Annotated in this window: 23 protein-coding genes and 1 tRNA gene; 16 read left to right on the top strand and 8 right to left on the bottom strand. The window is 71.2% G+C overall.

Annotated elements, in window-relative coordinates:
* Positions 1-2: 2 nt before the first annotated feature.
* Positions 3-1,574 carry a tetratricopeptide repeat protein gene (locus tag GA0070562_RS28475; RefSeq protein WP_091427740.1) on the bottom strand — a complete coding sequence of 524 codons (1,572 nt, stop codon included), beginning with the start codon at positions 1,572-1,574 and terminating at the stop codon, positions 3-5.
* A gap of 48 nt (positions 1,575-1,622) precedes the next feature.
* On the bottom strand, positions 1,623-2,093 hold the full coding sequence (locus GA0070562_RS28480) for a MarR family winged helix-turn-helix transcriptional regulator (RefSeq protein WP_091427743.1): 471 nt from the start codon (positions 2,091-2,093) through the stop codon (positions 1,623-1,625).
* A 50-nt stretch (positions 2,094-2,143) separates the two neighbouring features.
* On the opposite strand from GA0070562_RS28480, the gene GA0070562_RS28485 reads away from it, so the two are divergent.
* Positions 2,144-2,665 (top strand): VOC family protein, encoded by a 522-nt coding sequence (locus tag GA0070562_RS28485; protein WP_091427745.1) that lies wholly within the window; start codon positions 2,144-2,146, stop codon positions 2,663-2,665.
* Positions 2,666-2,713: 48 nt separating this feature from the next.
* Positions 2,714-3,616, top strand: coding sequence for a hypothetical protein (locus tag GA0070562_RS28490; protein WP_091427747.1), 903 nt, complete (start codon positions 2,714-2,716; stop codon positions 3,614-3,616).
* Here the strand turns inward: GA0070562_RS28490 and GA0070562_RS28495 are convergent.
* Both GA0070562_RS28495 and GA0070562_RS28500 read right to left on the bottom strand, forming a co-directional pair.
* Positions 3,582-4,100, bottom strand: a complete 519-nt coding sequence (locus GA0070562_RS28495) for a potassium channel family protein (RefSeq protein ID WP_091427749.1) — start codon at positions 4,098-4,100, stop codon at positions 3,582-3,584. The two genes, GA0070562_RS28490 and GA0070562_RS28495, sit on opposite strands and share 35 nt — an antisense overlap.
* Before the next feature lie 113 nt (positions 4,101-4,213).
* Positions 4,214-4,387, bottom strand: a complete 174-nt coding sequence (locus GA0070562_RS28500) for a DUF4236 domain-containing protein (RefSeq protein WP_064498970.1) — start codon at positions 4,385-4,387, stop codon at positions 4,214-4,216.
* Positions 4,388-4,650: 263 nt separating this feature from the next.
* On the opposite strand from GA0070562_RS28500, the gene GA0070562_RS31100 reads away from it, so the two are divergent.
* The 7 genes from GA0070562_RS31100 (at position 4,651) to GA0070562_RS28530 (ending at position 10,062) form a co-directional block, all read left to right on the top strand.
* Entirely contained in the window at positions 4,651-4,728 is a 78-nt protein-coding gene (locus GA0070562_RS31100; protein ID WP_349881247.1) for a putative leader peptide, read from the top strand.
* A gap of 135 nt (positions 4,729-4,863) precedes the next feature.
* Positions 4,864-5,892, top strand: coding sequence for an ABC transporter substrate-binding protein (locus GA0070562_RS28505; protein WP_091427752.1), 1,029 nt, complete (start codon positions 4,864-4,866; stop codon positions 5,890-5,892).
* Positions 5,889-6,707 (top strand): ABC transporter ATP-binding protein, encoded by an 819-nt coding sequence (locus GA0070562_RS28510; protein ID WP_091427755.1) that lies wholly within the window; start codon positions 5,889-5,891, stop codon positions 6,705-6,707. Before GA0070562_RS28505 ends, GA0070562_RS28510 begins: the two co-directional genes overlap by 4 nt.
* Positions 6,700-7,548, top strand: coding sequence for an ABC transporter permease (locus tag GA0070562_RS28515; RefSeq protein ID WP_244255153.1), 849 nt, complete (start codon positions 6,700-6,702; stop codon positions 7,546-7,548). The genes GA0070562_RS28510 and GA0070562_RS28515 overlap by 8 nt, the downstream gene beginning before the upstream one ends.
* An 11-nt stretch (positions 7,549-7,559) precedes the next feature.
* On the top strand, positions 7,560-8,894 hold the full coding sequence (locus GA0070562_RS28520) for an LLM class flavin-dependent oxidoreductase (protein ID WP_091427757.1): 1,335 nt from the start codon (positions 7,560-7,562) through the stop codon (positions 8,892-8,894).
* Entirely contained in the window at positions 8,891-9,454 is a 564-nt protein-coding gene (locus tag GA0070562_RS28525; protein WP_091427760.1) for a flavin reductase family protein, read from the top strand. Before GA0070562_RS28520 ends, GA0070562_RS28525 begins: the two co-directional genes overlap by 4 nt.
* Positions 9,448-10,062 carry a malonic semialdehyde reductase gene (locus tag GA0070562_RS28530; protein WP_254663886.1) on the top strand — a complete coding sequence of 205 codons (615 nt, stop codon included), beginning with the start codon at positions 9,448-9,450 and terminating at the stop codon, positions 10,060-10,062. Before GA0070562_RS28525 ends, GA0070562_RS28530 begins: the two co-directional genes overlap by 7 nt.
* A 1-nt stretch (position 10,063) precedes the next feature.
* Here GA0070562_RS28530 and GA0070562_RS28535 read toward each other — a convergent pair whose 3' ends face one another.
* Entirely contained in the window at positions 10,064-10,519 is a 456-nt protein-coding gene (locus tag GA0070562_RS28535; protein WP_013284925.1) for an RrF2 family transcriptional regulator, read from the bottom strand.
* Positions 10,520-10,526: 7 nt separating this feature from the next.
* The gene (locus tag GA0070562_RS28540; protein ID WP_091427763.1) at positions 10,527-11,444 is read right to left on the bottom strand and encodes a helix-turn-helix transcriptional regulator; all 918 of its coding nucleotides are present in this window, start codon (positions 11,442-11,444) and stop codon (positions 10,527-10,529) included.
* 188 nt (positions 11,445-11,632) lie between these two features.
* Between GA0070562_RS28540 and GA0070562_RS28545 the strand changes: the two genes are divergently transcribed.
* Complete coding sequence (locus GA0070562_RS28545; RefSeq protein WP_091427952.1) at positions 11,633-12,409, top strand: glucose 1-dehydrogenase; 777 nt, start codon at positions 11,633-11,635, stop codon at positions 12,407-12,409.
* A gap of 74 nt (positions 12,410-12,483) precedes the next feature.
* Here GA0070562_RS28545 and GA0070562_RS28550 read toward each other — a convergent pair whose 3' ends face one another.
* Positions 12,484-12,915: an SsgA family sporulation/cell division regulator gene (locus tag GA0070562_RS28550; protein ID WP_007457244.1), complete on the bottom strand. Its 432-nt coding sequence runs from the start codon at positions 12,913-12,915 to the stop codon at positions 12,484-12,486.
* Between the two features lie 274 nt (positions 12,916-13,189).
* On the opposite strand from GA0070562_RS28550, the gene GA0070562_RS28555 reads away from it, so the two are divergent.
* Positions 13,190-13,729: a TIGR02611 family protein gene (locus GA0070562_RS28555; RefSeq protein WP_225853337.1), complete on the top strand. Its 540-nt coding sequence runs from the start codon at positions 13,190-13,192 to the stop codon at positions 13,727-13,729.
* Between the two features lie 50 nt (positions 13,730-13,779).
* A tRNA-Val gene (locus GA0070562_RS28560) sits at positions 13,780-13,851 on the top strand.
* A gap of 327 nt (positions 13,852-14,178) precedes the next feature.
* Here the strand turns inward: GA0070562_RS28560 and GA0070562_RS28565 are convergent.
* Entirely contained in the window at positions 14,179-14,613 is a 435-nt protein-coding gene (locus GA0070562_RS28565; RefSeq protein WP_091427768.1) for a hypothetical protein, read from the bottom strand.
* Between the two features lie 889 nt (positions 14,614-15,502).
* Between GA0070562_RS28565 and GA0070562_RS30115 the strand changes: the two genes are divergently transcribed.
* The 4 genes from GA0070562_RS30115 (at position 15,503) to GA0070562_RS28585 (ending at position 19,084) form a co-directional block, all read left to right on the top strand.
* Positions 15,503-16,600 (top strand): hypothetical protein, encoded by a 1,098-nt coding sequence (locus GA0070562_RS30115; protein WP_139135510.1) that lies wholly within the window; start codon positions 15,503-15,505, stop codon positions 16,598-16,600.
* A gap of 482 nt (positions 16,601-17,082) precedes the next feature.
* Entirely contained in the window at positions 17,083-18,294 is a 1,212-nt protein-coding gene (locus GA0070562_RS28570; protein ID WP_091427771.1) for a helix-turn-helix domain-containing protein, read from the top strand.
* A 305-nt stretch (positions 18,295-18,599) separates the two neighbouring features.
* A complete protein-coding gene (locus tag GA0070562_RS28580; protein ID WP_091427777.1) occupies positions 18,600-18,779 on the top strand; it encodes a hypothetical protein in 180 nt (59 codons plus the stop codon).
* Positions 18,776-19,084, top strand: coding sequence for a hypothetical protein (locus tag GA0070562_RS28585; protein WP_091427779.1), 309 nt, complete (start codon positions 18,776-18,778; stop codon positions 19,082-19,084). Before GA0070562_RS28580 ends, GA0070562_RS28585 begins: the two co-directional genes overlap by 4 nt.
* Positions 19,085-19,113: the final 29 nt, after the last annotated feature.

A 19,113-nucleotide genomic window follows, 5' to 3' on the forward strand; every position in this document is an offset into this window, starting at 1 on the left:
GGTCAGCGGCGTTTCGTGCAGACCGGCCCGGTGCGCGCCACAGTGTCGGTGGACCAGACGAGCGCGACCGTGAAGCAGTAGTCGGTGGTGCGGTCGAGCCCGTAGGCGATGTAGTCGGCCGAGCCGGCGGGCAGCGTGGCGAAGGTGCCCTGCGGCTGCCCGGACCGGCCCCCGGCGACCACCACGGGCCCTTCCGCGCCGGCCGGGTACGTCCAGCTCAACACGATGCTGTCGCGCCGGTCCGTGAGCGTGAACCTCCCGGGTGGCGTGCCCGGGGCGGCGGCCGCCGCTGTGGTCGGCGCGGGAGCGGCCGAGGTGGGCGGCGGCGCGCTGGTGGCCGGCGGCGGGGTGTCGCGGCCGTCGTCCACCCGGGACACCCCGGCGATCACCGCGATGGTGCCGAGCAGCAGCGCCACCACGACGCCGAGCACCACGAGCGGCAGCCAGGGCAGCGTGCGCCGCTCCGCGGCCGGCGGCCGGGGCACGTGCACCGGTAGGTAGCGCGACGGCGCCTCGGGCGCGGGCGGCGGCACCCGGCGTACGCCGTCGGGTGCGTCGTCGGCGAGCCCGACCACAGTGGGCGGCAGCGGGTCGGCGCCGGGGCGCCACGGCTGCTCGGCGGGTTCGTCGGGCGGCCACGGGTAGTCGTCGAACGCGTCGCCGTCGGCCTCCGGCGCGGTACGCGGCGTCGGCACGTGCGCGGTCTCGGCGGCCCGGCCGGGCGGGTGGTAGAGCGGCGTCTCGACCGGCTCGTCGAGCGCGGGCGGCGAGTACGGCGGCAGGTCGTGCGGCCCTTCGGTGGCCGGGGGAACCCGGGCGGCGGGCACCACCGGCGCGGTCCGGGCGGGCGGCGGCTCGGGCGCCGGAGCGGCGGGCGCGGGGCAGACGTGGTCCGGGTCGGCGGCGGCGCGGGCCAGCCCGGCCACCTGGGCGGCGAGCGGGTCGTCGGGGTCCAGGTGCAGGCGGCACAGTTCCTCGGCGAGCGTCAGGTGCTCGTGCGAGTCGGCGTACCGGCCGCAGTCGCGTTCCATCGCGCCGAGCTTCGCCAGCATCTTGATGCCGCTGGGATGGCCGTCGCCGTAGACCTCCTGGTGCAGCTCCCAGGCGTCCTGCAGCCGGTCGCGGGCCACCTCGCACTGGCCGCGGGCGTACTCCACGGTGGCCAGGTCGGCGTGCGCGGCGAGCACCTGCTGAGACTCCGGGCCGTCGCGGGCGGTCAGCTCGATGATGACGTCGGAGTAGAGCCGGGCGGCCCGGGCGTCGCTGCCGACCCGGTGCAGCACCGCGGCCAGCGTCGCGGCGGCGGTGACGGTGCGCTCGTCGGAGCGGCCGTGCAGCCGGGTGGCCGCCGCGTACGCGAACGCGGCCCAGCCGCGGGCGGAGTGCGGTTCGCCGAGCGCGATCAGCACCCGGGCCTGGAGACCGGCCGCCTCGGCCAGCTCGGGGGAGGCGTTGCCGGGGCGGGGATCGGCGTCGCTGAGCGCGTCGGCGAGCAGCCGTTCCGCGCCGGTGAGGTCGCCTTCGGACACCAGTTGGTGCGCCTGGACGGTCAGGTCAGCGAAGCCGGAGGACACGCCCCATCGTGCTCGTCCGGCGACGGTATGTACAAGACCCGGAGTGGATCAGTTTGGTCCCGAATCCGTCAGGTGGTCGGCGAGCGTCTCGCTGATGCGGCGGAGCTGGTCGACCTGAGCCGGGCTGAGCGCGTCGAACAGGTGCCGGCGTACCCCCTCGACGTGGCCGGGCGCGGCGGCGGCCAGGGTGGCGAAGCCCTCGTCGGTGAGCACGGCGACCTGCCCGCGCCGGTCGGTGGGGCAGTCCTCGCGACGGATCCACCCGGACGTCTCCAGCCGGGCGGCGGCGTGCGAGAGCCGGCTGCGGGACGAGCCGGTCAGCTCGGCCAGTTCGCTCATCCGCAGCCGCCGGTCGGGGGCCTCGGAGAGGCGGACCAGGATCTCGTAGTACGCGTGCGGCATGCCCGCGTCGTGTTGCAGCTCGCGGTCGAGCGTCTCCATCAGCGCCCGGGAGGCGGTCAGGAAGGCGCGCCAGGTCCGCTGCTCGTCGGGGTCCAGCCACCGGGTCATGACGCCCATCATAGCGCCGATAGTTGAACGCTCAACAAAACCGGGGTACGGTCGGTGGCATGGGCATCCACCGACTCAACCACGCCGTCCTCTACGTCAGTGACCTGGAGCGCAGCGTCGCCTTCTACGGCGACGTGCTGGGCTTCCGACGGGTCCCGATGACGCCCGAGGGCTTCCGCGGCGCCGCCTTCCTCCAGGCGCCCGACTCCACGAACGACCACGACCTCGGCCTGTTCGAGATCGGTGCGGCGGCCGGGGCGTCCCAGGCCGGCCGGTCCACCGTCGGGCTCTACCACCTGGCCTGGGAGCTGGACACGCTCGACGAGCTGGCCGCCACGGCCGAGCGGCTCTCCGCGGCCGGGGCGCTGGTCGGCGCGTCCGACCACGGCACCACCAAGAGCCTCTACGGCCGCGACCCGGACGGGCTGGAGTTCGAGATCGTCTGGATCGTCCCGGCCGACCTGCTCGACGACTCCGCGCTCGCCGCGCGTACCCGCATCGGGCGGCTCGACCTCGACCGCGAGCGGCAGCGCTACGGCGGGCAGACCCGCGGCGGCGTGGGCATCTCCGTACCGGTCTGAGCGGGGTTCACGGCCGGGCCCGCCGCGCCGTGCGGTAGAAACGGCACCATGTCCACCGACGCCGTCCTGCGCGAGTTGCTCGTCCGCCAGCTCGACCACTGGCTCCCCGCCGTGCTGCACCGGGCGCGGCGGGCCACGCTCGCGCTCGCGTACGCCGGGGGTGACGCCGCCGGCGCGGAGGAGGCGTTGCGGGTGGTGGCCGAGTTCGCCGACCGGCTGCGCGGGCGGCGGCTGACCGTGCTGGTGGTGGCCGACGACGGCACCGACCTGCCGGTCCGCCTCGGCGCCGCCGAGGCCGCGCTGCCCGCCGACGTCGCCGTGCACCTCGTGCCCGGTGGCCCGGACCGGCTGCCGGTGGCGCTCAAGGCCGCCGGCGCGGCCGGTGCGCCGCTGCTCACCGTCGCCGACGGCGCCGATCCGGACCCGGCCCTGCTGGCCGCCGCCGCGTCCGGGCGCCCGGCCGAGCTGCTGCTGGTGACCGCGCCCGGCCGGTCGCTGCGCCCGGCGCTCACCGGTGCCGGGTTCCCGCTCGTCACCGAGGTCGAGCTGGTGCCCGACGGGGACGGCCCGGCGCGGCTGCTCGGCTACGCCACCGGCTCCGACCGAGGGCTGGAGGCGGTCAAGGAGGCGCTCTGGGCGGTCGACGAGTACGCCGGCGTGCGCTACCGCGACCCGGCCGACCCGCAGGGGCGGCTGCTCGACATCTCGCTCGACCCCGAGCCCGGCCCGCTGCGCCGGGAACTGCTGGCCGAGCTGGCCCGCTCCGGCCCGCGTACGGTCACCGAGCTGCGCCGCTTCGCCACCACCTCGACCGTCTACCGGGCCGCCGACGCCAACCGGGCGCTGGCCTCGCTGCTCGCCTCGGGCGCGGTGACCCGCGACCCGGAGCACGGCCGGCTCGGCGGGGACGTGCTGATCAGCGCCGTCTCGAGCGCTGGGTCATCTGCTTGACCACTATCGACGCTCCGGTGGCGACCACCCCGATGCTGAAGACCATCTGCGCGCACACCGCCACCCGGGCGATCTGGCCCTGGGCGTGCACGTCGCCGTAGCCGACAGTGGTGAGCGTCGCCAGTGCGAAGTAGAGCGCGTCGACCCGGGTCCGCAGGCCGACGAACTCGCCGGGCCGGGTGTTCGCCATCACGTAGTCGCCGAGCGCGAAGACCAGCAGACCGGCGATCAGCGCTACCGCGAGCCGGGTCAGCGCCCGGTCCTCGTCCCGGCCGGTCGGCTGGTCCCGGACGAGCTGCCGGCGGACCTGGCCGGTGACCAGGAACGCGATCACGGCAACCAGGGCCGCCGTGCCGATCGAGCGCAGGGCCAGCCGCAGGCCGTTCGGGTCGGCCTCGACCGGCACCAGGAAGTAGCCGACCAGCATGAGCGCGCAGGCCGCCACGGCCCGCCGTCGCAACCGCCGCAGTAACACGTCCGCCATGCGGCGATTCTCCGGTCGCCGGGACGCCGTGACGGGCGGAACCGCAAACCCGGCCGCAGACGACGAGCGGGGTGCCGGCGGTCAGCCGGCACCCCGCTCGTCGCCCGGGAAGGTCAGGCCTTGTCCTGCTTCCAGGACAGCGGCCCCGGAAGGTCCACGCGGTGGGCGCGGGTGTTCGAGTTCCAGGACCAGCGGCCGATCTTGATGCTCCACGACGAGAAGCCGTTCTGGGTGAAGTGGAGGATCAGCGGCCCGTACTTCTTACGCTTGCGGAACTGGACGCCCATCGGGGGTGCCTCCTTCTCTCCCTGCCTCTGCAGTCGTCTGCATGCCTTCGCGGCAACGAACATGCCCGGATCGACGATTCGCGAAACCCTGCCCGGTCCGCTCTGGACGGTGGGACTGCCGCCCGGCAAAATCTCTATCCAACGGGTAGGTGTTAAGGAGTCGTAAATGCTGGTGGAGGCGGGCCGTAACAAAGCCAGCGACGAAAGTCTCACTGGGTGGAAGGGCATTGACCGGCGTGGAGAACGGTCGGCAGCATGAGGACATGTCGCAGCGGGACGAGCTTCTCCTCACCGCTCGCGTGCACGTCGACCTGGTCCGGCACGCGAGCGCGCTCTGTTGAGCCGAGCGCTCGTCGTTCCCTCTCCGCTCGTCCGTTCCCGCAGCCGGCGCATCGTGGCCCGGCGCGGTGCGGCGTGCTCCCCGGCCCCGCGCGGGCCCCCTCCACCGCATCGTGGACAGATCAGGAGACTCCGCCATGCCCTCGACCCGATCGCCGCGGCGTGCCCTCACCGCCGCCGTCGCCCTGCTCGCCCTCACCACCGCCACCGCGTGCGGCGCCGACGCCGCCGACGGCGCGCAGACCAAGGAACTGCGCTACCAGGGTTCGGTCGGTCAGGTGACCCTCCCCGAACTCGCCGCCGACCTCGGCTATCTCGGCGACGTCAGGCTGAACTGGATCGGCAACGTCACCGGCGGCCCGGCCGACATCCAGGCCACCGCCACCGGCCAGAGCGACTTCGGCGGCGCGTTCAACGGCGCGATCGTCAAGCTCCAGGCCGCGAACGCCCCGATCACCGCCGTGGTGAGCTACTACGGCTCCGACGCGCAGACCTTCCAGGGCTACTACGTGCTCGACGGCAGCCCGATCCGCGGCCCGCGCGACCTGATCGGCAAGCGGGTCGGCATGAACACGCTCGGCGCGCACGCCGAGGCCGTCCTGCGTACCTGGCTGGCCCGGGGCGGCCTCACCGCCGCCGAGATCGGCAAGGTCGAGCTGGTCGCGCTGCCGCCGGTGAACACCGAGCAGTCGCTGCGCGCCCGGCAGATCGACGTCGCCGTGCTCGGCGGCGTGATCCGCGACAGGGCGGTCGCCAACGGCGGCATCCGCACCGTCTTCACCGACTACGAACTCCTCGGGGCGTTCAGCGCCGGCAGCTACGTCTTCCGCGACGACTTCCTCACCCGTAACCCGGACACGGTCCGGACGTTCGTCACCGCAGTGGGCAAGGCGATCGAGTGGGCGCGCACCCAACCGCGCGAGACGGTGGTGGCCCGGCTCAAGGCGATCATCAGCAAGCGCGGGCGCAACGAGGACACCACGCTCGTCGACTACTGGAAGTCCAGCGGCGTCGCCGAACCCGGCGGCGTCATCACCGACCGGGAGTTCGCCACCTGGATCGACTGGCTGGCCGACACCGGCGAGCTGAAGGGCGAGCGGCCGAAGCCGTCCGACCTCTACACCAACCGGTTCAACGCGGCCGCGACCCCCGGCGGTGGCGCATGAGCACCGACAAGATCCTTTTCGACCGGGTGCGCAAGGTCTTCCCGGGGCGGCGTGGCACGGGCGGCGCGGTCACCGCGCTCGACGGGCTCACCCTCGGGGTACGCCCCGGCGAGTTCCTCGTCGTCGTCGGCCCCAGCGGCTGCGGCAAGTCCACCCTGCTCGACCTGCTCGGCGGGCTGGCCACCCCGACCGGCGGGCAGGTGCTCGTCGACGGCCGCCCGGTCACCGGGCCGGGCCTGGACCGGGGCATCGTCTTCCAGCAGTACGCGCTGCTGCCCTGGCGCACCGCCGCCGGCAACGTCGCGTTCGGACTGGAGGCCAAGGACCTGCCCCGCGCCGAGCGCGCCGACCTGGTCGCGTACCACCTGGACCTGGTCGGGCTGACCGGCTTCGCCGACCGCTACCCGCACGAGCTGTCCGGCGGCATGAAGCAGCGCGTCGCCATCGCCCGCAGCCTCGCGTACGACCCGGACGTGCTGCTCATGGACGAGCCGTTCGCCGCGCTGGACGCGCAGACCCGCGACTCGCTGCAGGACGAGCTGGTGCGGATCTGGCAGGCCACCGGCAAGACGATCGTGTTCATCACGCACGGCATCGACGAGGCGGTGCACCTCGGCCAGCGGGTCGCCGTGATGACGTCGCGGCCCGGCCGGATCAAGCAGGTCATCGACATCGAGCTGGGCGACCGGGAGGCGGAGGAGGACGTCCGCTCCACCGACGCGTTCCGCCACCACCGGCACCGGATCTGGACGCTGCTGCGCGACGAGGTACGCGCCGCGCAGTCCGCCGTACGCGAGGAGGCCCGCGTTGGTTGACGTCGCCGCACCGCCGGCCCGGCCGGTGGCGCCGCCCGCCCCGGCGACCGTGCCCGCCCGACCCCGCCGCCTGCTCGGCCTCGGCGGCCGGGTGCTGCACCGCAGCGCCGCGCTGCTGGCGCTCGCCGCGATCTGGGAGACGGTGCCCCGCGCCGGGCTGGTCGACCGGGTCTTCCTACCGCCGCTGTCCGAGGTGCTCGCCGCCTGGTGGGAGCTGCTGCGCAGCGGGCAGCTCGCCGACCACGTCGGCGCCAGTCTCACCCGCTCGCTGACCGGGCTGGCGCTGGCGGTGGTCACCGCCATCCCGCTCGGCCTGCTGATCGGCTGGTACCGGCCGCTCGCCGATCTGCTCAGCCCGCTGCTGGAGGTGTTCCGCAACACCGCAGCGCTCGCGCTGCTGCCGGTCTTCGTGCTCATCCTCGGGCTCGGTGAGACGTCGAAGATCGCCCTGGTGCTCTACGCCTGCTCCTGGCCGATCCTGCTCAACACCGTCGCGGGCGTGAAGGGCGTCGACCCGCTGCTGATCCGCTCGGCACGCTCGATGGGGCTGAACCACCTGCGGCTGTTCCAGAAGGTGATCCTGCCGGCGGCCGTGCCGACCGTGTTCACCGGCGTCCGGCTCGCCGGGGCGTACTCGATCCTGGTGCTCGTCGCCGCCGAGATGGTCGGCGCGAAGGCCGGGCTCGGCTACCTCGTCAACTACGCGCAGTACAACTTCGCGATCCCCGACATGTACGCCGGGATCATCACCATCTCCGCCATCGGGCTGGTGGTCAACCAGCTCCTCGTCGCCGGGGAACGTCGCTTCTCCACCTGGCGCGTCGACGTCACCACCGTCTGAGAGGAACCGCCATGTCCCGGACCCTGCACCTCAACGCCTTCCTGATGGGTGTCGGCCACCACGAGGCGGCCTGGCGGCACCCGCGTGCCGACCCGAGCCGCCTCGCCGACGTACGCCACTTCCAGGAACTGGCCCGCATCGCCGAACGGGGCACGCTCGACTCGGTGTTCCTCGCCGACGGGCTCGCCGTCGGACCGGCCGTGCGGCACAACATCCAGGCCGTCTTCGAGCCGATCACGCTGCTCGCCGCGATCGCCACCGCGACCGAGCACATCGGCCTGATCGCCACCGCCTCCACCACGTACACCGAGCCGTTCAACCTGGCCCGCGCGTTCGCCTCGCTGGACCACCTCAGCGGCGGCCGGGCCGGCTGGAACATCGTCACCTCCGCCCAGGCCCGCGAGGCCCGCAACTTCAACCTCGACGACCACCCGGCCCACGCCGACCGCTACCGGCGGGCCGCCGAGTACGTCGACGTGGCGATCAAGCTCTGGGACAGCTGGGAGGACGACGCGCTGGTCCTGGACACCGCCGCCGGTGTGTTCGCCGACACCGGCCGGGTGCACGAGATCGACCACACCGGCGAGCGGTTCCGGGTCCGCGGGCCGCTGAACACGCCCCGCCCGCCGCAGGGCCGGCCGCTGCTGGTGCAGGCCGGCTCGTCCGCCGACGGCATCGCGTTCGCCGCCCGGTACGCCGAGGCCGTGTTCACCGCCCAGCAGACGCTCGCCGACGGGCAGGCGTTCTACGCCGCGCTGAAGCGGGCCACCGCCGACGCCGGCCGCGACCCGGAACTGGTCAAGGTGCTGCCCGGTATCGCGCCGGTCATCGGGGGTACGGAGAAGGAGGCTCGTGCCCTCGCTGACGAACTGGAGGCCCTGATCGTGCCCGAGCACGCGCTCGCCCAGCTCTCCGGCATGACCGGGCTCGACCTGACCGGGCTGCCGCTGGACGGCCCGCTGCCCGACCTCCCCGACGCCGCGACCGTGCAGTCGCACCAGAGCCGCCACCAACTCGTCGTCGAGCTGGCCCGGCGGGAACGGCTCACCCTGCGGCAGCTCATCGGCCGCCTCGGCGGCGGGCGCGGGCACCGCGTCGTGGTCGGCACCCCGGAACAGATCGCCGACCAGATCGAGCTCTGGTTCACCCGGGGCGCCGCCGACGGCTTCAACGTCATGCCACCCCTGCTACCCGACGGACTGGAGGCCTTCGTGGACCACGTCGTACCACTGCTGCGCCGGCGCGGGCTGTTCCGGTCCGCCTACACCGGGCGCACGCTGCGCGAGCACTACGGCCTGCCCCGGCCCGCCAGCGTCTACGCGACCCGTGAGCTGGTGGCGTCGTGACCACCGTGGACCGGCCCGGCGCCGGGACCGTCGAACTGCGCCCGGTCGACGTCGACTCGTTCCGCGGCCTGCTGCGCCGCCAGGCGTCCACCGTCACCGTGGTCACCACCCCCGGCCTGCGCGGCAACCGGCTGCGGCCGGACCTGCCGCCGGCCGGCTTCACCGCCACCTCGTTCACCTCGGTGTCGCTGGACCCGCCGCTGGTCTCGGTCTGCCTCGGCCGCGCCTCGTCGAGCTGGCCCACGGTCGAGCAGGCCGAGCACGTCGCCGTGCACCTGCTCGCCTCCGGCCAGCAGGAGATCGCGCAGATCTTCGCCACCAGCGGCATCGACCGGTTCACCGCCCACCCGGGCTGGAGCACCGGGCCGTTCGGCGTGCCGCTGATCGGCGACGCGCTCGCCGTGCTGCTGTGCCGGGTGGTCCGCCGGATCGAGGCCGGCGACCACACCATCCTGCTCGGCGAACCGCTCGCGCTCGGCGCCGGCGAGGACGGCGACCCGTTGCTGCACCACCGTGGCGGCTACACCACCACGCTCGGCGACTGGTCCGAGGCGTGGTGACCACCGCCGCCGACAGGCTGATCGCGCTCGACCGGGCCGCCCAGGACCTGCTGTTCCGGGCGGCCCGCACGGCCAACGCGTTCACCGACGAGCCGGTCGGCGACGAGCAGGTCCGCGCCATCCACGACCTGGTCCGGTACGGCCCGACCGCGATGAACGCCCAGCCGCTGCGGGTGCTGCTGCTGCGCTCGGCGCCGGCCCGGGCACGGCTGCTGCCGTACGTCAGCGCCGGCAACCGGGACAAGACGGCGACCGCGCCGCTGACCGCGGTGCTCGCCGCCGACGTGGACTGGCACGACCGGCTGCCCGAGCTGTTCCCGCACCGCCCCGGCGCGCGGGACTGGTTCACCGGCGACCCGGCTGGCCGGGAGGCGCAGGCCCGCTTCAACGCCGCGCTCCAGATCGGCTACCTGCTGGTCGGCGTACGCGCCGCCGGGCTGGCCGCCGGGCCGATGGCCGGGTTCGACGCGGCCGGCGTGGAACGGGAGTTCTTCCCCGACGGGCGGCACCGGGTGCTGCTGTTGATGAACATCGGCCGCCCGGCGCCGGACGCCTGGCGGGAACGGCTGCCCCGCCTTCCCTACGAGGAGGTGGTCAGCACGCTGTGAGTCAGCGCGGCTCCCACGCGTCCGGCTGAGCGGTCAGCTTGCGCACGTGGGCCGGCAGCCGGCCGCTGACCAGCTCGTCCAGGCTCACCTCGTCGACCACCCGGCGCACCGAGGCGCGTACCGCGACCCAGAGGCGGGGCAGGTTCTCCGCCGCCCCCTCGTACCGCGTCTCCTCGGGGCGCAGCCCGCGTACCCCCGCGAGCGGGCCGTCGACGGCGCGCAACACGTGCCCGATGGTGATTTCCCGCGGCGGCCGGGCCAGCGTGTAGCCGCCCTCGGCGCCGCGCTGGGCCCGGACGACCCCGGCCCGGCGCAGGTCCGCCAGGACCGCCTCGAGAAACTTGCGCGGCATGTCCTGCTCCGCCGCGATGGCCTGGGTGGACAGCAGGGTGGGGTACGCGGTGGCCAGGCTCAGGGCTGCCCGGACCGCGTAGTCGCCGCGCGCGGAGATCTGCACAGTGCCATCATGCCTGGCCGCCGGGTGCGGGGGAGTCGGCGGGCGGCCGGGGTCGCACCAGACGGACGGGCAGCGGGCGTTCCCGCTCGGCCCGGAACGTCCCCGGGCTCACCCCGACCTCCCGGGTGAAGAAGCGGCCGAAGTTCGTCGGCTCGGGAAAACCCAGCTCCCGGCCGATCGCGGCGATCGACTCGTCGGTGGCGGCGAGCAGCCGGCACGCCTGCAACGCGACCCGCTCGTCGATCACCTGCTTGGCGCTGCGGCCGGTCACCGCCAGGCAGGCCCGGGTCAGGGTACGCACCGAACAGCCGAGGCCGGCGGCGTAGTCCTCCACCCGGCGGGTGTGCCGGTAGCCGCGTTCCACCTCCCGGCACAGTCGCCGGAACGTCTCCGTCTCGGCCCGGGGCGTCGCGCCGTTGCGCGGATGCGGCAGCAGGCTCAGCCGCAGCAGCAGCACGGCGAGCTGGTGGCGCAGCAGCGCCGCGGCGGCCGGCACCAGCGCGTGCCGGTCGGCGTCCACGGCGAGCTGGCTCACCTCGCTGATCACCGCGTCCTCGTCCTCGCCGGCGAGCTGGCGGTGGGCGGGCACCGCGTCCGGGTCGACGTCGAGGCCGCGCAGCGCGTCCGGCCGCCAGCTCACCACTGTCGCGTCGAGCTGGGCGCCGACGAACCGCAGCGCCTGGCCGGGGTGGGCGCGCAGCAGCGTGCCCGGACGGCAGGGGACCGGCCGGAAGTCCAGCTCGGCGGTGCCGTGCCCGTGGGTGACCAGGATCAGCAGATCGCGGTCGAGCAGGACCGGACGGGGCCAGCCGGGCTCGGCGGCGAGGTCGCCGAGCACACCGGTGACGATCTCGTCGGTGCCGGGACGGAGCTCCGGCAGGCCGGTGCGGGTGGCCGGGGAGGGCTGACCGGTAGTGACCATCATCCCGACGGTAACCGGCCCGCCCGCACGTTGCATCTCGACGGTTTCACCCGCTCGGGCCGCTCTTGTCGGCAACCGAGCCGGACGGTTAGGTTACCGATCGGTAAGACCCCGGGCCGGCGTGCGTTGCGCACCCGGCCACGCGGCCCCGGCCGACCGGCCCGCGGCCGGGCGACGGCGATGGGATGGGCATGACGGATCTGTTCTCGGTCGACGGCAAGACGGTCCTGGTCACCGGCGGCTCACGGGGGATCGGGCTGATGATCGCGCGGGGCTTCGTACGGGCCGGCGCCAAGGTGATCATCTCCTCGCGCAAGGCGGACGTGTGCGAGTCGGTCGCCAAGGAACTGTCCGCCGAGGGCCACTGCGAGGCGATCCCGGCCGACCTGGGCAGCGACGCGGGCGCGCTGGCGCTCGCCGAGGCCGTGCGCGAACGCCACGACCGGCTGCACGTGCTGGTCAACAACGCGGGCGCCACCTGGGGCGCGCCACTGGAGGAGTACCCGGAGGGCGCCTTCGACAAGCTCTGGGCGGTGAACGTCAAGGCCGTCTTCCGGCTCACCACCGCGCTGCTGCCGCAACTGCGCGCCGCGGCCGGCGCCGACGACCCGGCCCGCGTGATCAACATCGGGTCCATCGACGGCATCCGGGTGCCGTGGATGGAGGTGTACGCGTACTCGGCCACGAAGGCGGCCGTGCACATGCTCACCCGTGGCCTCGCACACCAGCTCGCCGGCGAGCAGATCACCGTCAACGCGATCGCGCCCGGACCGTTCGAGAGCAAGATGATGGCGTTCGCGCTGGACGACCCGGAGTCGCGTGCCGCCATCGAGCAGCAGGTGCCGCTGGGCCGGATCGGCCGGCCCGAGGACATGGCGGGTACGGCGATCTACCTGGCCTCCCGGGCAGGTGCGTACCTGACCGGAGCGGTCATCCCGGTCGACGGCGGGATCACCACGCGCGGTTGAGGCGTACCCCCGGTTGGAGACGGCCCGGGGCCGCGCGGACTCGGCAGATCCGCGCGGCCCCGGGTGTCGCCGTGTCAGCGACCGGCCAGCAGCCGGTTCACCGCGGTGTCGACGTCCAGGTGCTCGGCCTCGCGGCCGCGCGGGACGACGACGTAGGTCCGGCGCAGGAAGCGCACCAGCACGCTGCGCGGAACCTCGAACAGGGCGTTGCCGTCCGGGGACGACAGCGCCAGCGCGACGAAGTCGCCGCGCGGGGTGGCCCACGGCCAGACCCGCACATCACCGATGCCGGCCGGCTCGTCGAGCCCGGTGACCAGCAGTTCGCGAGCGAACGACCAGCTCACCGCCTCGCCGCCGGCGGACTCGGCATGGAACAGGACATGGACCGCATACGGGTCAGCAGGGTCGTAACGCAGACTGGCACGCACCGGCAAGGCGGTGGCGTCAGGCGCGACGAGCCTTAGCGACGTCTCGACCTCTACGGTCGTCGGTCGGATGACACTCATGGACGTTCTCCCCCCGGCACCGCTGCGGAACGCGCGTGTCCCGCTTTTCCCATACTCAGGTGCTGCTCCTGGCTACGCTCCGCCATACGCTGACTTCACCCAGTGGTGGTAAGGGGTTCCGAAAGCCCACGGGAACCACTCGGTCCCGCGTAGAATTTCCGGTTCCGCCCACTCCGTCGTCCCGCCCGGCAACGGGTGGCTCAGTCGTCGACTTACTCCGGTAACGTCCAGTCCTCAGCAGGGGTGACGGTCCCGCGCGACACTGGGGGTGGAAATGGTCACGAGGGGCTCATCGGTGACGTCGCGGACCACTGGCGAATCGCCGAAAGGTGCGGCCCCAGCAGCCGAAAGTCGGGGGTACGAGGTGCCGGTGGAAGGGCGGTCGCAAGGTGCTCTCGTGGAGCAGCGCCGACGGCGACGGGGCTGGCGCGGACGCCTGCACACCACGCTCGACCTGATCCGCGCCAACCCCACCGGCCGCGTCGCCCTGAAGATCTTCATCGGCATCCTCGGCGCCATCGTCGTCACCGTCGGTATCGCGCTGATCCCGCTGCCCGGCCCCGGCTGGCTGCTGGTCATCGCCGGCCTCGGCGTCTGGGCGGTCGAGTTTCACTGGGCGCGACGGCTGCTCGCGTTCACCCGCCGCCACGTCAACTCCTGGACGCGCTGGGTGACCAGGCAGTCGCTGCCGGTGCGGTTCGTGCTCGGGGCGGTCGGGCTCGCGTTCGTGTCGGTGGTGGTGTGGCTGTCGCTCAAGTACAGCTTCGGCATCGACGTGGTGGCGGAGGCGCTGCACTACCTCGCGACGCACTGAGGCCCGGTTTTTGGTCCGGGCGGGTGATCGGGTAGAGTCATGCGCGCTGAGGGCGATTAGCTCAGCGGGAGAGCGCTTCGTTCACACCGAAGAGGTCACTGGTTCGATCCCAGTATCGCCCACGCAGGTCAAAGGCCACTTCCCGGCTTCGGGAGGTGGCCTTTCTGCTGTCGTACGGCAGCAGCGTCAGCGACTGGTCATCGAACCCTTCGCCAGGCGTGAGCTGCCTCTGCAGTCGTACAGCGGGTAGGTTCGGCCGCTCCACCGACGTCAGTTCCCCTCCGCCGGAGAACCGACGCAGGCCCTCGATGCGCTGTGGACAGCGGCCACGAAGCTGCGGCTGGCAATGGACGGCCGGCCTATCGACCTCCGCTTTGTCGTTCGCTTCAGTAGCGAGTGTGATTCGACAGCTGATGTGCGACGCAGCTCCGCCGGGTCGTCGCCAGCTCCTAGCTGGGCTCGTTCCGTAGCTTCTCGTGGAGCTGACCGACGGTGTTGACCACTGCGACAAAGCCAAACACCTCGATTCGATCGACGTCAAAACTTCCCGTGACGATCGGCGGTTGCGCGTAGGCGTAGATCTGACTGGCGTCCAGTTGGAGCCCGCGCCGCTGGTATGCGCCCATGGCGAGGGGGGCCAGGAGATACCGGTCCTGGCCACCCTCGGTGTCCAGCTCGGCAGTGAGGTCAGCACGGGAGTTCCACCCCCGTACGAGCTGCCCTTCGAAGGTGTCGAGGAACCACCACGCGCCGTCGGCAGACTCAAGGAACACATCGCCGAACAGCGAGGTAAAACTCGCAGCCTTCCCGTCGAGATCCAGCCAGGACCATGACTCCAGCGCCGCAGCGTATTCCCGCTCACTGAACTGCTTGGTGAGTTCCACCGCGCCATTGGATCATGTCACTGCTCAGCTTGCTCCTAGCGGTGGCAACAGCCGACGCATCTGGCCGGCTCGGCGCAGCAACCGCTTCTGGCCGCGATCAGCACCGAGGTGTCGCAGAACAGTTGGCGGACGCGTTTCGCACATCAGCGACAGAGGACACGCTTCAGTAGCGAGCTGTTGCCGAATTCGCCCTGTACTAGATCAAGCGCGCTTCGCGCGGCGCGGGCCGGGCGCGGTAACCGGCTCCTGACGGAGCCGCCGCCCCGCCCGCCTTCGGCGGCGGGGCGCAAAGTCAGCCGGCCCGAACCCCACGCCCGCCCCGCGCGTCACACCTGGGTCAGTGAGGTGACCCGGTGACGAGTCCCGAAGGACGACCAAGGCCAGGCGGACACCTTCCACCCGGTTCCGACGATCCCGAAGCAGCACGAGATCCGGCAGGCCAACCGCGGCGGACGAAGTTGCCGAACGGTTCCGTACGGTCGCCCAGTCCCAGGATGGGAAGGGGTGGAGGTGGGTGGAGGGTGAGGGAGAGGGCGGGGTTAGAGCTGTGCCTCCGGCGGGGGCCAGACGACTCCGAGATGGAGTTGCCGAAGGGTTCCGGTAGGGGAGTGGTTGAGGTGGGATGCCATCCCGTCAGCCACCGACCCAGGCGAGCCGAGCAGACCAGGGCCAGGGTGACAAGGTCGTTCGTCCGGTAGGGCGCTCCACCTTGTCACCCTGGCCCTGGCCCGCTCCACGGTGTGTGGGTCGGCGGCAGACGGGATGGTGGGTGATTCGCCGTGCGATGGCCAAGTTGAGGTCGAGTATCAAGTTTCAGTCCGACCGTTGCTGCCCCTTTGCGTCTCTCGTAATGTCGCACCGGACTCGCGAACGACCGTAGGGGACTTGCATGAGCGCGAACTCACTTCCTCCGCCGGCTAGGGTTGCAAAACTTCGCCCAGTCGCGAAGGTGATGGTTGGGGAGGTCCGCAGGAAACGTGAAACCTGGCCCCTTATTGCCAACAGGGCGGGCTTTGACCTCAAAGAGGACGATAAGGAAGCCTTCCATCATGCAATGCGGCTCGGTGCGCGTCTGTACCGGCTCAGATGGCAACCCTGGTTATTGGATCCCCGCTCTCGGACGCGAGAGATATGGTTTATTGCCGCGCTGTCTTTCCTTTTTGCTGGGCTTGGAGTGGTAACGGCTTTCATCACTAAGGACACGATGCGAAATGTAGGTTTCTTGGGCTCTCCTGCTCACGGCGCAATCGCGGTGATTCTTCTCGGCCAAGCTGCCCTGTTTTTCCGCTGGTACCTTAAGAGGCAGAGAGGGCCATTCAGCTATATCTACATAACCCGCCACCTTAGGCGAAACGTCCCACATCTCTTGGTTATGGACGAGCTCTGGGACGTCTTTAACGATGCTGAGTGGGAGCATGGCTTGGCCGCCCCTGATGCGCGACGCCTTATGGGTCGTAAGCTGGTAGCGGCTGCTCAGAACTTGGAGCTATTCGTTCCTCGATGCTTCGCCGTGGGGGAGGTCAATGCGGACGCCCTTCTAAAGTCTCGCTGTCGTGAGGCGGCTGTCGAGATAAGGGGCTACGCCTCTTGGGTCGCCTTGCCGGGTGAGCGAACGAGAGAAGACCTGCTGGACCGACTGTCGCGCCTGCTGATTATCGTGCTACGTGCACAATTCGACCTCTTGCCTGCAGCAGCTCGGGCCGAAGGTCTACGACGCGGCCAAAGAGTGGTAATGCGATTTGTGGCGACAATCAAACAGATATTTATTGCTGTAGCTCCCTTTGTGTTCATCGTATGGATACTTCCGCTCTTTGCTGTCGTGCCGAAATCCGTGGAATCCTGGCTTAGGGTTACGGCGGCAGTATGGATGCTTATAAGCATCATAATCCCTCTAGATCCATTCTTCTCATCTAAGTTAGCGGCTCTTCGTGATCTAAATGCGTCACTCCGGTCAGGGGCTCCGGCAGAGTCCAAGAAGAACCCCTAGGCGGGCATCATGTCGGAACGTCGACGGATCCCGTCGACGGATCCCGTCGACGGACCCAGTCCGCGGCCGGCGGCAGGCGACGGGGCAAGCAAGTCAGCGGCAGTCACTGATGCTGGCCGACAGGAGCCTTGATGTTGGCAAGATCGGGGCCATGTCAGCAGGAAGTCAGCAAGACGAAGCGCAACACCTAACCACGGGTGACCCACGATGGTGCTCGGCCAGCAGTCGACGGCACTGGTCGGCGCTGGCTGAGTTTCAGCCAGCAGAGAGATCGGCGTTCACACCGTAGTGCTCACCGCGGTTCGACCTTGGAACCCTTCGTCTTGGCCCGACCCCCTGATCGGCTGGTCTGAGCCAGCACGATGGAGCCGGACAGCATGGCTGCGTGTTCGGGGTTATGCGGCCCCACGTAGGTCGGTAGCGTTGGTGGCACGACGGCCCAGTTGGCCGGTGGCGCATCCCGCGCTACGAGGAGGTTCGGGATGGAATCCTTGCCGGAGTTGACCTTCGGGCAGCGGCTGAAGGTCTACCGGGAGCGGTCCGGGAAGACTCGCGCGGTGCTGGGTGGACTGGTGGGGCGCAGCGCCGAGTGGGTCAAGGCGGTGGAGACCGATCGGATCTTGCCGCCGCGCATCCACATGCTGGACCGCATCGCGCGTGCGCTGAAGGTCGACGTGTCTGCTCTGGCTGGCGAGCTGAGCGACCGGTCCGCTGTGGTGAACGGGCCTGAGCATCCGGCGCTGGCGTCGGTGCGGGACGCCGTGAACCGCGTCGTGCTCGCCGATGACGCGGAGCCGGAATCGTTAGCCGGTTTGCGTGAGCGGCTTGCGATGGCGTGGCGGGCGCGTCATCAGGCGTCCGATCACCGGACGGTGCTGGGTGGGCTGCTGCCGAGACTTCTGCACGACGTGCAGCGGGCCGCGCTGGTGTACGAGGGCGTTGAGCGTCGGCAGGCGCAGTCGCTGTTGGCGGAGACGTTCGGGCTGACGCAGATGTTCCTTGCGTACCAGCCGGCTGCCGAGTTGTTGTGGCGGGTCGCGGACCGGGCGATGGTGGCGGCTCAGGATTCCGGTGAACCGGAGGCGGTGGCCCTCGCGGCATGGTTCCTGTGCCAGGTGCATCGTGACGCCGGAGACTGGGACACCGCCATGGTGGTGACCCAGGATGTCCTGTCGGCTCTGGAGCCGAGGGCGGCCGACGGGGGCACGAATCTGCTGGCGTTGTGGGGTGCGCTCAACTTCGAGGCCGCCTACACCGCCGCTCGTGCCGGCGAGGAAGGCCGGGCCTGGCGGTACTGGGATCGGGCCGACCGGGTGGCGCAGCGTCTGCCGGAGGATTTCTATCAGCCGCAGACGTCGTTCTCCCGGGTCATCATGAACGCCCACGCGGTGACGGTGGCGGTGGAGTTGCAGAAGGCCGGTGAGGCGGTACGGCAGGCGCGCCGCCACGACTCGGCGGCCATTCCGTCGAGGCCGCGCCGGGCACGCCATCTCATCGAGGTGGCGCGGGCGCACTACGGCAAGGACGACAAGGAAGCGGCCGTGGCGACGCTGCGGCAGGCGTACGAGTCGGCCCCCGAGACGATCCGCTTCAACGGGTACGCCCGACAGATCACGTTGGACCTGCTCGACGGCCCACGCTCCACCCGTGACGACGCCCGTGACCTCGCGGTCAAGGTCGGGCTCCTCTCCTGATCCAGGGGTAGGAACCTTACCCATTCCGCTCCGCGACCGACCGTAGCCTCCTGCTCACGGGATGCGGCGGGCGGTGCGGGTATCGCCTGGTCGCCGCGTCCCCCTCAGATCCGAGGGAGGGTCCTGCGGCGCGTCTCGTATGACGAATACCTTTCTGCCACCGCGCTGACTCTTGCTCGCAGACACCGGCCGGTGTGGTCGTGGCGGCTCTGGCGGCGCATCTGCCGCTGTGGGTCCGCACTGCCCTGCCGCGTCCGGCATCGGATTCCGATCAATCGGGGCCACTGGCCGTCGGAGGGTGAGCAGTGACCAGTGAGCAGGAACAGGCGATCGTCGCGGTTCATGTGCGAGGACTCGACGGCATGTGTGCCGGGTGCCGAGCGTGGTGGGCGCGGCTGACTCCGTACCCCTGCTGGCAGGTGGAATGGGCGACGAGCCGGCAGGCGCTGGCGGACACCGCGCGGTTCCTGGAGAGCGCGCGGTGACCACCCACGGCCCGGTCATGCCGGTCTGGAGCTGCGGTGGCTGCGACCTGCCCTGGCCCTGCCCCACGCGGAGGCGGGAGCTGCGCGCGGAGTTCATGGATGCGCCGGTGTCGCTGGCTCTCTACCTTGGTGCCTACCTCGTCCAGGCCACCGAGGACATGCCCTGGACTCCGGCCGGCGTGCTGCACCGCCGCTTCCTCGGCTGGACCAGGGAAACCGGCCACCTCATGCCGGTAGTACAGCAGCGAGGTACAGCGACCGTGCCAGCCGAATCCGGTCGAGACGAGTCCCACCAGGAGTGGTAGGTGTAGGCGAGGAGTCGGGCAGGCTCGTG

Source organism: Micromonospora tulbaghiae, from assembly GCF_900091605.1.
Classification (GTDB): domain Bacteria; phylum Actinomycetota; class Actinomycetes; order Mycobacteriales; family Micromonosporaceae; genus Micromonospora; species Micromonospora tulbaghiae.